We start from the raw sequence: 12,896 nt of genomic DNA, 5'->3' as shown, positions 1-12,896 counted from the left end.
CAGATAGAGACGTCATGTTCAAGCGAAACACCTTAGGCCTCGGTGGCGCCGCGCTCTGCGGCGCCCTGCTGGTCAGCGGCTGCGCCAACCAGATGTCGCAACGCAGCGAGCACGAAGAGCGGGTCGAGCGTAAATTGCTCGACCATAGCCTGCAGATCGATGTGGGCGAACCCAAGGTGCTCGACCTGCCGCAGCGCCGGGTACGGATCCATGAGCAGAAGACCTTCGAAGTCACCGAATTCGAAGTCACGCGTCGTTACGATCGCTACACGCCGTACCAACCCTGGCGGGAAATCTACGAGATCCCTTTGGGTGCGGTAGCGGTAGTGGCCGGCATCGGCGCCAACGTGGTCAATGTGTTTGCCCTCGGCAACCTGCCGGAAACAGCTACCCATGACTGGCTCAGCTACGGTATCGCCGGGCTGAACCCGTTCATGAACGCCCCCTCCCACGGCCGCGCTCAACAGAACCTGGCGGGCATCGATGAAGTCCAGCGCGACAAACGCACGGAGCACTCGAGCCTGCCTTGGAACGAGCGCCCGGTTGAGGTCAAGGCCGGCCGGCAGACGTTCGAACTGAGCACCGACCGCAATGGCGTGCTACGCCTCAACCTGTTGGAAAGCCCGTTCGCCGAGCAGGACCTGAGCCAATTCGGCAAGTTGCAGATCAGCGTGACAGACGCTCAGGACGAGGTGCACACCGACTCATCCCTGAGCATCAGCAGCAGCCTGCGCAGCAAGCTGATGGAAGCCCATGCATTGATCTACGACGATCTGGAAGACGACGAGGTGAGCCAGTGGGTTCATCGGGTCAAGCGCCTGTCGGAACTGGGCCTGGAAGAAGAAGCCAGCGAGCTGGAACAGAGCCTGATCGAACTGACCCGCAACGATCCGGAATTGCAGGCCGAGTTCATGAAGGCACTGACCAAGGATGGCGGCCGGCTGGTGGCGGATCCGGGCGCCCACTGAAATACACATCCTTGTGGCGAGGGGATTTATCCCCTCGCCACAAGGATCACTCACCTGCTCGGCGGCTTCACCGCTCAAACAACTCCAACTGCTCGAACCCGCCGCGCAAATCCTCCAGCCGTACCCCGATCCCCAGTAACCGAACCGGCTTCGCACCACGCTTGAACGCCTGGGTCAACAACGACTGGTAACTGCCCAGATCCCGTCCTGCCCCTGCTTGCTCCAGGGTGGTCTGGGTAAAGTCGTGGAATTTGACTTTGACGAATGGCTTGCCGGGGCGATAGCTACTGTCGATTCGCGCCATGCGCCCGCTCAGGGTTGCCATCAGCTCCGGCAGTTTATCGAGGCAGCTCGCCAGATCGGGCAGGTCGACATCGTAGGTGTTTTCCACACTGAGGGACTGACGTCGACTGTCATTGTGCACCAGGCGCTCATCGATCCCACGGGCCAGACTCCAGAGTCGCTCACCAAAACTGCCGAATTCGCGCACCAGCGCCAGTTTGTCCCACTGGCGCAGCTGCAGACAATCGGCAATCCCGAGCCTGTTCAGCTTGTCAGCCGTGACCTTGCCGACGCCGTGGAGTTTGCTGACCGGCAGGGCCGAGACGAAGTCCTCGACCTGGTCCGGGGTGATAACGAACAGGCCGTTGGGCTTTTTCCAATCGCTGGCAATCTTGGCCAGGAACTTGTTCGGGGCGACACCGGCGGACACCGTGATATGCAACTGATTGGACACGCGTCGACGAATGTCCTGGGCGATGCGGGTGGCGCTGCCGCCAAAATGGGCGCTGTCGGAAACGTCCAGATAGGCCTCGTCCAGGGACAGCGGCTCAATCAGGTCCGTGTAGTCGCGGAAGATGCCCTGGATTTCCTTCGATGCCTCGCGATAGGCGTCCATCCTGGGCTTGACGATGATCAGGTCCGGGCAGAGCTTCAAGGCATGCCCGGAGGACATGGCCGAGCGCACACCGTAGGCCCGTGCTTCGTAGTTGCAGGTCGCAATGACGCCCCGTCGGTCCGCCGAACCGCCGACCGCCATGGGTTTGCCGGCCAGCCGCGGGTCATCGCGCATCTCGATGGCGGCATAGAAACAATCGCAGTCGACATGGATGATTTTGCGTTGCGTCATAAAGAAAGCGGGATGCGGGACGAATCGGACCGTCAGTATCGCATCGGCAACTGTATATAGCACCAGTAGTTTGAAAGATCCGACGCTTAGCTTGGAAAAGGGCTACGTTGAATGTATTTCCTCAATCGAACTGAACCACCCAATAGAGCCGCAGCCCTTGCCCCGCCTGCGTCACAGCACAGTCACAATGTTTTTTCAGCGGCTAAGCGCTTGAAGCGGAACAGTTTTTTCTAAGGGAAGGGTTGACAGCCCGGCGATCCTCTGTAGAATGCCGCCTCACAGACGCGGGATGGAGCAGCCTGGTAGCTCGTCGGGCTCATAACCCGAAGGTCGTCGGTTCAAATCCGGCTCCCGCAACCAAACATCAGGAAAGGCTACTCGAAAGAGTGGCCTTTTTTGTGCCTGTCAGGTTTTCAGTCACGAATTCCTGTGGGAGCGGGCTTGCTCGCGAAGACGATGTACCAGTCACCGATGATATCGGCCGACGGTCCGCTTTCGCGAGCAAGCCCGCTCCCACAAGGAAAGACCGGTGAGTTGGAAATCCAGGTTGTAGGACAATTTCCTTTTTGATTTCGCGCATTTAGCTACGCCGGAAGCCCATCGGCCGCTAATTTGAACTTGCGGTCTTTTAAAGGTTGACACTCAAGCGTTCGCCTGTAGAATGCCGCCTCACAGACGCGGGATGGAGCAGCCTGGTAGCTCGTCGGGCTCATAACCCGAAGGTCGTCGGTTCAAATCCGGCTCCCGCAACCAAACATCAGGAAAGGCTACTCGAAAGAGTGGCCTTTTTTGTGTCTGCTATTTTTTGGCTTGTCTAAAATCGGCCTCATTACAAAAGTTTTGTAATTATTTTCTGCCGAAGGGATTGGTAACTTGGCTGGATACCCCCATCCTGTCGCGCATAGCTCAAGAGGTGATTGATGCGCGCAAATTCTGACCCGCAAGACACTGTTACCGCGACACAACCGATCAAGGCCGAACGACTGCGTTGGCTGGACCGGATCAGCCAGTACCGGCAACCCATCGGCCTCGCCGTCACGCTGTTACTGTTTGCGATCGCGCTCGTTGCCTGTCGCCATCTTTTGAGTGAACTCGATCTTTACGCGCTGCACGACTCGATTCTCGATGTGCCCCGGCCGGCCCTGCTCGGCGCCATAGCCGCCACGGTTGCAGGCTTCATCATTCTGCTGGGCTACGAATGGTCGGCGAGCCGCTATGCCGGCGTGACGTTGCCACCACAGACCCTGGTCCTGGGCGGGTTCACCGCGTTTGCCATCGGCAACGCCATAGGACTGTCGCTATTGTCGGGCGGTTCGGTTCGCTATCGTCTGTATGCCCGTCATGGCCTCGGGGCTTCGGACGTCGCCCACATGACCTTGTTCGCCAGCCTGTCCCTGGGTTGCGCACTGCCGCCACTGGCCGCCCTGGCCACCCTCAGCAACCTGCCTGCCGCTTCCGCCGCGCTGCATCTACCCGCCAGCTTGCTGGCAGGTGTCTCGCTGGCGGTGCTGCTGCTCATGGGCGTGTTGGCCCTCGGCATCTATCGTCGCCGCCTGCCGGAACAACCTCATCGGGATGCGCTCCTGGTCAAGGCCGGACGTCGCACCCTGCGCCTGCCGAGCCGACGCCTGACCTTGCTGCAACTGATCATCACGGCGCTGGATGTCGCGGCCGCCGCCACGGTGCTGTATCTGTTGCTGCCCGAGGCGCCGCCGTTCGGCGCCTTCCTGCTGGTGTACCTGCTGGCGTTGGCTGCGGGTGTGCTCAGCCATGTTCCCGGTGGCGTCGGCGTATTCGAAGCGATCCTGCTGGCGGCATTTGCCGACAAACTCGGTGCCGCGCCGCTGGCCGCCGCCCTGCTGCTGTATCGCTTGATCTATGTGCTGTTGCCGATGCTGGTGGCCTGCGTGCTGTTGTTGATCAACGAGGCCCAGCGACTGTTCCAGACGCGCCAGACCCTGCGGGCGGCATCAGGCTTTGCGGCGCCGATCCTTGCGGTGCTGGTGTTCCTTTCGGGCGTGGTGCTGCTGTTTTCCGGCGTGACCCCGGAGATCGATACACGCCTGGAGCACATCGGTTTCCTGATTCCTCATCGTTTGGTGGACGCTTCGCACTTCGGCGCCAGCCTGGTGGGTGTGTTGTGCCTGTTGCTGGCCCAGGGCCTGCGCCGTCGCCTGTCGGCCGCCTGGATGCTGACCACCGTTTTGCTGCTGGTGGGCGCCCTGCTCTCCCTGCTCAAGGGTTTCGACTGGGAGGAAGCCACGCTGCTGACCTTGACGGCCGCCCTGCTGGCGGTATTCCGGCGCTCCTTCTATCGTCCGAGTCGCCTGACCGAACTGCCTTTTTCCCCGCTGTTCCTGATCGCCAGTCTCTGCGTGCTCGGCGCCTCGATCTGGCTGCTGCTGTTTGCGTACCAGGACGTGCCCTACAGCCATCAACTGTGGTGGCAGTTCACCCTCGATGCCGACGCTCCCCGTGGCCTGCGCTCGCTGCTGGGGGCCGCCGTGCTGCTGGTGGTGGTGTCCCTGACCTGGCTGCTGCGCACCGCGCGCCCGGTGATTCATCTGCCTACGGCAGAAGAGCTGGAGCGGGCCAGGATGATCCTCATGGCATCCTCGCAGCCTGACGGCGGCCTGGCGCTGACCGGTGACAAGGCATTGCTGTTCCACCCCAACGACGAAGCGTTCCTGATGTACGCCCGCCGTGGTCGCAGCCTGGTGGCGTTGTATGACCCGATCGGTCCGACCCAGCAACGGGCCGAGATGATCTGGCAGTTCCGCGACCTGTGCGACATCCACCACGCCCGCCCGGTGTTCTATCAGGTACGCGCCGAGAACCTGCCGTACTACATGGACATCGGCCTGACGGCGATCAAGCTGGGTGAGGAAGCCCGGGTCGACCTCAAGCGTTTCGACCTCGAGGCCAAGGGCAAGGAGATGAAGGACCTGCGCTACACCTGGAACCGCGGCACCCGGGACGGCCTGTCGCTGGAGATCCATGAACCGGGGCATGCACCGATGGATGAGCTCAAGGTCATCTCCGATGCCTGGCTGACCGGCAAGAACGTACGCGAGAAAGGCTTTTCCCTGGGCCGCTTCAGCGATGACTACCTCAAGCATTTCCGCATCGCCGTGATTCGCTTCGAGGGCCGTCCGGTGGCGTTCGCCAACCTGCTGGAAACCCACAACCATGAGCTGGCCAGCCTCGATCTGATGCGTGCCCACCCCGAAGCACCGAAGCTGACCATGGAATTCATGATGGTCGGCTTGATCCAGCATTATAAGAACCATGACTACGCCCGCTTCAGCCTCGGCATGGTCCCATTGTCGGGCCTGCAACCGCGTCGCGGTGCGCCATTGACCCAGCGCCTGGGTTCAATGGTGTTCCGCCGTGGCGAGCAGCTCTACAACTTCCAGGGGCTGCGCCGCTTCAAAGACAAATTCCAGCCTGACTGGGAACCTCGTTACATGGCCGTGCCCGCCGGACTCGATCCGTTGGTGGCACTGGCCGATACTGCCGCCTTGATTGCAGGCGGCCTGACTGGACTGGTGAAACGCTGATGATGCAACGCTCCTGGCGATACGTAGTGGCCGCCCTGCTGATGCTGGCGGTGATTCTCGGTGGCGGTTATTGGTATTGGAACCGCCCGGCCCCGCAACCCACCCTTGAACAACTGACACCCGCCGACGGCGTGCCGATGACCCGTGTCATCCCCGGCACCAAGCCTCGCGCCCAGGTGCTGGTGGCGGTTAATGAAGACCAGAAGCTCAGCGACACCCAGTTGACGACCCTCAGCCGCAGCGGCTCGGCGCAGATCGTCCAGGTGATCCTGCCCAAGGACTGCATGCTGCAGGGTCGCGCCTTACAGGCAGGCCTGAGAGAACTTCAGGGGCCGGCGACACTGGTCAGCGGCATCGGCCCGGGCGCCGTGCTCGCCTGGCGCTGGCTGGCCGAGCAGAAGGACGACAAGGCCCAGGCCATTTCGGTGGACCTGGCCCTGGAAAAACCCGGCTGCACACACCTGCTGCCCAAAACGGCGGCCCACGGTCATTGGCTGGTCGCCTGGAACGACAACCCTGACGACACCAGCGCCGCTTTCGTGCGGGATCAGAAGAATGCCGAAACCAGCATCAGCGACTACGACATCAACCTGGCGCAAGTGCTGAACAACGAATTGCGCAAGATCCTTGTCGGCACCGACAAGGCCAAGGGTGGCCTGGCCATTCCGGTGGTCGAGGTGCCTGCGAGCCAGGCCCGGGATACCGTGACCCTGTTCCTCTCCGGCGATGGCGGCTGGCGTGACCTGGACCGCGACGTCGCCGACGAAATGGCCAAGATCGGCTATCCGGTGGTCGGCATCGACACCCTGCGCTACTACTGGCAGCACAAGAGCCCGGAGCAGAGCGCGCTGGACCTCGCCGAGCTGATGCAGCACTACCGCCAGGTCTGGGGCACCAAGCGCTTCATCCTGACCGGCTACTCCTTCGGCGCCGACGTGCTGCCGGCGATCTACAACCGCCTGCCGGCCACCGAACAGCAACGGGTCGACGCAATCATCCTGCTGGCCTTCGCCCGCACCGGCAGCTTCGAGATCGAAGTCGAAGGCTGGCTCGGCAACGCCGGTACCGAAGCCGCCACTGGCCCGGAAATGGCCAAGCTGCCGCCTGAGAAAGTGGTGTGCATCTACGGCGGCGAAGAAGCCGACGAAAGCGGCTGCACCGACAAGACTGCCGTGGGTGAAGCTATCAAGTTGCCGGGCGGCCACCACTTCGACGAAAACTACCCGGCCCTGGCCAAGCGCCTGATCGATGAGATCAACAAGCGCCAGCCCAAGCCTGCCGACCAGTAATCCGATGCTGGCTTAACAAGAAGCCCCTGCTGCCTTCCGGCATGCAGGGGCTTTTTGTTGTGACAGTGCCGCCGTCTCTCGAGCAGGCTCCCACAGACGAGGCTGGCCTTAGTAGACCTGCACCCGCCACAGCTCCCGCGAAGCAGACCCCGCCGACATCGGCAACCGACCGTGCAGCGTTCGATAGTTGTCGATCAACACCAGATCGCCTTCGCTCCACGGATGGGCAATCAGGCATTCCGGGTCGTAGACCAGGCTGTTGACCTGATCCAGCAAGGCCTGTTGAGCCGTCTCGTCATGATCCTGCACAGCCTGGCTGAGGGTCTGCAGCGTCGAATCGGTACCTTCCTGGTAACGCAGGATGAGTTCGCCGCTGCGGGGGTGACGATCCACCAGACTGTACATGCGTGGCGAACCGCCGAAGTACGTCATCTTGGTGTAATAGGTGATGTTCACCGCTTGCCATTGCCGAGCGACGCGCTGCCCGACCTTGCGCAGCACGTTCCGGCTGTCGACGACGGTGGTCTGACCTTCGCCCGGCAGCGGCGCCGTCTTGCAATACAACATGAACTTGCTGGCGCAGAATTTCGGGTTGCGCTGCACCTGGGCATCGCTGTCGGGCAGCATGTTCAAGTCCCAGTGCAACGGCGTTTTTTCCAACGAGTGCACCACGCCTTGGGGTTTGTCCGCCGGCTTGACCACGTGCACCGCGCCGAAGGCCCATTCGTACAATGTGCCGAAACGTTCGCAACTGCGGGCGAAACTGTCCTGGTCCTCAAAATGACAGCCCTTGAGACAAACGAAGCCGAAGGTTTCCACCAATGACTCCAACAACCCCGTGGACAGTCGCTCGAAACCCAACCCCAACGGATCCCGTACCACCAGGCCGAAGAGCGGGAGCTTTTGCAGCTCGTACTCGAAGCCTTGTGCCTGAGGACCTTCTGTCTGATGGTAAAGCCACGGCCGCCCCTGCCAGGTGATCAGCACATGTTGTTCCAGGTCGACCTGGGCCCGCGCGCGCAGGCTCTGGCTCCCATCGAGGTTGCACACAGGCACGGCATGCCAGGGACTGTCAACGCGGCTCAGCCCTTCGGCCAGCCCGACGGTAAACTTGGGCCCGGCATTGCTGTACTGATGGACAGACAGTCGAATGTCATCGGGGAAGAAGCGATCCACCGCCGCATTCAAGGCCTGCCCGCGCAGCATCATCTGGTAGGCCTTGTAGTTGATCTGCTGCAGGTACTCGTCCTCGCTCTGCCCATCCTCGCGACACAGACGCAGGTCGTTGTAGAGATGACTGCAGAGATTGTCATGGGTCCGTCCGAGACCTTCGTCATGCCGGCTCTGCTCGATCAGGTCCCCCAGGTTTTTCCAGGGCAACCGGGCCTGCTTGACCAGGCTGGCACGCACCGCCTCGGCACTTTGCGCCTGCGGGAACAGGTCTTCCATGCTGACCCACTCGATCGTGTGGGTCGTACACAGTTTGCGCAGCGCCTGGTTATAGGCCGCACGAACATCGTCGCTCACCCCGACGATGTCGTTGAAAGTCGTACCATCGCTGAGGATCGATACCACGCACCCCGGCTCATGCAACGCGGCAATCGCCTGGCCCATCTGGTCGAGGCGCTCGATGGCCATGAACTCACCGTAGTCCGGCAGCACGCCGAAGGTCTGGTCGATGGCATTGGGTGATTTGCAGGGAAAACCCGGCAGGATCAGTCGCACCGGACGGCGCTGATCGAAGCATTGCCCCAGCCGGTGCGCCAGGTGGTCCCGGCCCTGTGTTTCGAAACGATCATCCGTACCCTTGAACAGGTAACCAGCCAGCAAATCGCTGACGGCCGTGATCCAGGCTTCTCTATGTTCCATGGAACAGCTTCCTTGAGAGTGGGTGTATCAACAGGATTTGACGGTATCGCCACGCTCGGTGAATGCCTGCGCGGCGCCACCGTGTTGCTTGAGGATGTGTAACAGCCCGGCCGGCTGTTCACAGTAGAAATCCGGCGCCTGCCCAGTACGCGTAGCGCCATAGCCCCAGGCGACCAGTGCCGAGGGCATACCCGCGGCATGGGCTGTCTGCAGGTCGATCTCCGTATCGCCGACGAACAGGCAATGGCGAGGATCGACCGACAACCGTCGGGCCGCTTCCCACGCCACGTCCGGCTGGGGTTTGAGGGACCGGCCTGCGCGGTGCCCCAGGATCGCCTTGAAGACCGTGGGCGCAAACAGCGCATCAGCGACCTGGCAGGCCATGGCCTCGGCTTTGTTGGTGACGATCGCCAGGGGCACCTGCAATTCCCGGCAGCCCTCGATCATTGCCAATACACCGCTGAAGGGCTTGGAAAACTGCACCAGATGATCCTGGTACACCCTTGCATAACGCTGCTGCAACGTGGCCGCATCGCCGATGCCAAACCGCATCGCCACCGCCTCGATCATCGCCGTGGCGCCGCCGCCGATATAGTCCCCCACCGCTTCCGCGGTCAGCGCCGGACAGCCGTGCTCCAGCAATACCTGATTCAGGCTCCAGGCGATGTCCGGCAAGGTGTCCACCAGGGTCCCGTCCAGATCGAAGAGCACGGCATCGATCCGCAACCGAGGCGTCCTCATTGGGCACTGGCGTAGTGACAAGGACGCCCCTTGCGAAAGACCAGTCGATGGAAGCGCTCGTCGACATTGCTGCGTTTTTCGAGGGTGACCACACCCCGTCGCTTGATTGCCACCGAATGCCAGGGCGTGCGCCACAGGTCACTGGTTGGCACGAGGCGGATACCGATTTTCGTCGACACCGCCAGTTGCGGATGGATCGACAGGCGCAGGCAATCCGGATAGCGCGCCTGTAGTAACGCGCTCCAGGCTTCACTGCGCTGGATCACCCGCTGCGAGGCCGGCTTGGCGATCTTCTTCACCGCGTTGAGGCTCATGCCGGCGAATGCCTCAAGCCCTGAATAATCCTCGGACAGGAAACGATGGATACCGCAGTACATCAACATCATGTGCGGGTCATCCTTGAAGCGCTGTTGCAACAGGATCAACGACTGCCCGTGCTCGATCATCATTTCTTCGCGCATGGCGTCCAGACAGTCGAGCTGAGGATAGGCATCTCTGAGGTCGAAATGGGCGAACATACCGCCGTAGTGCTGCTCGGCGTAATCCTGGATCGCGTCGGTGTAGGCCTTGACGTCCGCATCGGGAACACGCACCAGATCGGCAAACACATAACCATCGGAACAGATGTGGATCAACGCGCCGGGCGCGTAGATCGCCTGGATCTCCGCACATAGCTGATGGAGCTCGTCGATGGCATGGTATTCAGCCAGGTCAGGCAAGTGACTCAGGGTCTTCTTGCGGCTGGGGGACTTTCCGGGAAAGGCCGGCAGGACCATTTCAACTTTGCGACCGCTCTCGACCGCCCGCATGACTTTCGCCAGATGGGGCTCCAGTACCTGCAAAGAAAGTTCATCGCTTTCCCCGGGGGCGAGGCTGCGACGGCGAAACAGGCATTCGAGAATCTGTTGGGCAATGTTCCGGGGCGAGACGGGCTGATGCTCGTGCACGCGCTGACCGCCCACCTGTTGAGCAACGGTAGTTGAACCCTGCATAGACAATCCCTTGTTTGATGGTGACGGCAGCCAAAATCCTTGGCCACCGGCAGATACTCCTTGATCTGCGATCCGGTAAAAAATCCTACAGAAAGCGAACACCTGTCAAATTTTCCGTAGCACCACAGGACAGTGCTGTCATGGAATACCGGGACAAATGCCGCAAAAAAGCCCCCGCCTGCCGCAAGGCAACGGGGGCTTTGATTGACGGCTCCCACGTTCGGTCAGGAACGTTCTACGCGCCAAGGCACTGAACCGGATGCCGGTGGACGCTACATCTCGACCTGCGTCCCCAACTCGATCACCCGGTTCACCGGCAGGTTGAAGAAGCGCAGGTTGCCGTTGGCATTTTTCAACAAGAATGCGAACAGCAACTCGCGCCAGCGGGCCATGCCCTCGAGCTTGGAAGCGATGACCGTCTCGCGGCTGAGGAAGTACGTCGTGCGCATCGGGCTGAAGTCCAGGTCATCCAGATGACAGAGCTTGAGTGCCTGGGGCACATCCGGCTCGTCGGTAAAGCCGAAATGCAGGATGACCCGGAAGAAACCTTCCCCATAGGAATCAACCTCGAAGCGCCGCTGCAGCGGAACCCGCGGGATGTCTTCGTACACCACCGTCAACAGGACGACTTGCTCGTGCAGCACCTGATTGTGCAACAGGTTATGCAACAGCGCGTGAGGCACGGCATCGGAGCGCGCGGTCAGGAACACGGCGGTGCCCTGCACGCGATGGGGTGGCTGCACACGGATGCTGCTGATGAAGATCGGCAGCGGCAACGCGCCCTCGTCCAGACGCTCCACCAACAGCTGCTTGCCGCGCTTCCAGGTGGTCATCAACACGAACAAGGCGATACCGGCGATGACCGGGAACGCGCCGCCCTGGATAATCTTCGGCACGTTGGCGGCGAAGTACAGGCCGTCCACCAGGAGGAAACCGAGCAGCACCGGCACCGCCAGCAGTGGCGGCCATTTCCACAACAGCAGCATCACGGCAGATACCAGGATGGTGGTCATCAGCATGGTGCCGGTCACCGCCACACCGTAGGCCGAAGCCAGCGCACCGGAGGATTCGAAGCCCAGCACCAGCAGCACTACACCCACCATCAGCGACCAGTTCACCGCGCCGATGTAGATCTGGCCCTGTTCGGCGCTGGACGTATGTTGGATGTACATGCGCGGGATATACCCTAGCTGGATCGCCTGGCGCGTCAGGGAGAACGCGCCGGAAATCACCGCCTGTGAAGCGATCACCGTGGCCAGGGTCGACAGGCCCACCAGCGGGATCAGCGCCCAGCTTGGCGCCAGCAGGTAAAACGGGTTGCGCGCCGCCTCCGGGTCGCCCAGCAGTAACGCCCCCTGGCCGAAATAGTTGAGCACCAGCGCCGGCAGCACCAGGATGAACCAGGCACGGGCGATGGGTTTGCGACCAAAGTGGCCCATGTCGGCGTACAGCGCTTCGGCGCCGGTCAGCGCCAACACCACGGCGCCGAGAATCGCCACTCCCATGCCAGGATGGACCACGAAGAAACGCACGGCCCAGGCAGGGTTCACGGCCAGCATCACCTCCGGTTGCTGGCTGATGCCATAGACACCAAGGGCGCCGAGTACCAGGAACCAGGTGACCATGATCGGGCCGAACAGGATACCGATTCGCGCCGTGCCGTGGCGCTGGATAATGAAGAGCGCCACCAGCACCACCAGCGACAGCGGCACGACCCAATGGTCGATACCTTCGAACGCCAGGCCGAGGCCTTCGATCGCCGAGAGCACGGAAATCGCCGGGGTGATCATGCTGTCGCCGTAAAACAGCGCGGCGCCGATCAACCCGCAGATCACCAGGCATGTGCGCAATCGCGCCCGTCCCGCCGCTGCCCGGCGCGCCAGGGCGGTGAGTGCCATAATCCCGCCCTCGCCCTGGTTGTCGGCGCGCAGGACGAACATCATGTACTTGATCGACACGACCCAGATCAACGACCAGAAGATCAGCGACAGGATCCCCAGCACGCCATCGTGGTTGACCGGTACGCCATAGCCGCCGGAAAACACTTCTTTGAGGGTGTACAACGGGCTCGTGCCGATGTCGCCATAAACCACCCCGACCGCCGCGACCAGCATGCTCAGCGACTTCGTGGCCGAATGCTCGGCACCTGCCGCCTGACTACTTGCATGACCCATCCAGCACTCCTGATTCCCAGATCTGTCTTCTTGTTCAACGAAGCCTTATGCCCCGTTACGCAGCATGCGCTGTTTTACATGCCGTAACAGGTCTTTAGTTGACTGTAACGGCCGTTAAAGCACAAAGGCGCGCAGCATAGCGCAGCACTCGTCGCTTTTCCCCGTATAAAGCTG

8 protein-coding genes and 2 tRNA genes are annotated in these 12,896 nt (G+C 61.5%); 5 read left to right on the top strand and 5 right to left on the bottom strand.

Translation table 11 applies throughout. The features are described 5' to 3' along the window. Nucleotides 1–14: 14 nt before the first annotated feature. Entirely contained in the window at nt 15–968 is a 954-nt protein-coding gene (locus FBY02_RS14425; protein WP_144928622.1) for a hypothetical protein, read from the top strand. 67 nt (nt 969–1,035) lie between these two features. On the opposite strand, the gene dinB is transcribed toward FBY02_RS14425, so the two are convergent. Next, nucleotides 1,036–2,097, bottom strand: a complete 1,062-nt coding sequence (dinB, locus tag FBY02_RS14420) for a DNA polymerase IV (RefSeq protein WP_144928620.1) — start codon at nt 2,095–2,097, stop codon at nt 1,036–1,038. A 283-nt stretch (nt 2,098–2,380) separates the two neighbouring features. Between dinB and FBY02_RS14415 the strand changes: the two genes are divergently transcribed. The 4 genes from FBY02_RS14415 (at nt 2,381) to FBY02_RS14400 (ending at nt 6,946) form a co-directional block, all read left to right on the top strand. Continuing rightward, nucleotides 2,381–2,457 (top strand) — tRNA-Met (locus FBY02_RS14415). 316 nt (nt 2,458–2,773) lie between these two features. Continuing rightward, nucleotides 2,774–2,850: transfer RNA gene (locus FBY02_RS14410), tRNA-Met, on the top strand. A 167-nt stretch (nt 2,851–3,017) separates the two neighbouring features. Continuing rightward, the gene (mprF, locus tag FBY02_RS14405; protein ID WP_144928618.1) at nt 3,018–5,657 is read left to right on the top strand and encodes a bifunctional lysylphosphatidylglycerol flippase/synthetase MprF; all 2,640 of its coding nucleotides are present in this window, start codon (nt 3,018–3,020) and stop codon (nt 5,655–5,657) included. Next, nucleotides 5,657–6,946 carry a virulence factor family protein gene (locus tag FBY02_RS14400; protein ID WP_144928616.1) on the top strand — a complete coding sequence of 430 codons (1,290 nt, stop codon included), beginning with the start codon at nt 5,657–5,659 and terminating at the stop codon, nt 6,944–6,946. The genes mprF and FBY02_RS14400 overlap by 1 nt, the downstream gene beginning before the upstream one ends. A gap of 108 nt (nt 6,947–7,054) precedes the next feature. On the opposite strand, the gene FBY02_RS14395 is transcribed toward FBY02_RS14400, so the two are convergent. From FBY02_RS14395 to FBY02_RS14380, 4 genes are all read right to left on the bottom strand, one after another. Beyond that, the gene (locus tag FBY02_RS14395) at nt 7,055–8,815 is read right to left on the bottom strand and encodes an L-tyrosine/L-tryptophan isonitrile synthase family protein (RefSeq protein WP_144928614.1); all 1,761 of its coding nucleotides are present in this window, start codon (nt 8,813–8,815) and stop codon (nt 7,055–7,057) included. Nucleotides 8,816–8,842: 27 nt separating this feature from the next. Next, nucleotides 8,843–9,541, bottom strand: coding sequence for an HAD family hydrolase (locus FBY02_RS14390; protein WP_256662521.1), 699 nt, complete (start codon nt 9,539–9,541; stop codon nt 8,843–8,845). Between the two features lie 11 nt (nt 9,542–9,552). Continuing rightward, nucleotides 9,553–10,548: an isocyanide synthase family protein gene (locus tag FBY02_RS14385; RefSeq protein WP_144928610.1), complete on the bottom strand. Its 996-nt coding sequence runs from the start codon at nt 10,546–10,548 to the stop codon at nt 9,553–9,555. Between the two features lie 272 nt (nt 10,549–10,820). Next, entirely contained in the window at nt 10,821–12,662 is a 1,842-nt protein-coding gene (locus FBY02_RS14380; protein WP_371921421.1) for a potassium transporter Kup, read from the bottom strand. Nucleotides 12,663–12,896: the final 234 nt, after the last annotated feature.

It is taken from the genome of Pseudomonas sp. SJZ078 (assembly GCF_007828255.1).
Classification (GTDB): Bacteria; Pseudomonadota; Gammaproteobacteria; order Pseudomonadales; family Pseudomonadaceae; genus Aquipseudomonas.
The sequence above is the reverse complement of the archived record's forward strand: the minus strand, read 5'-3'. Positions and strand labels throughout refer to the sequence as shown.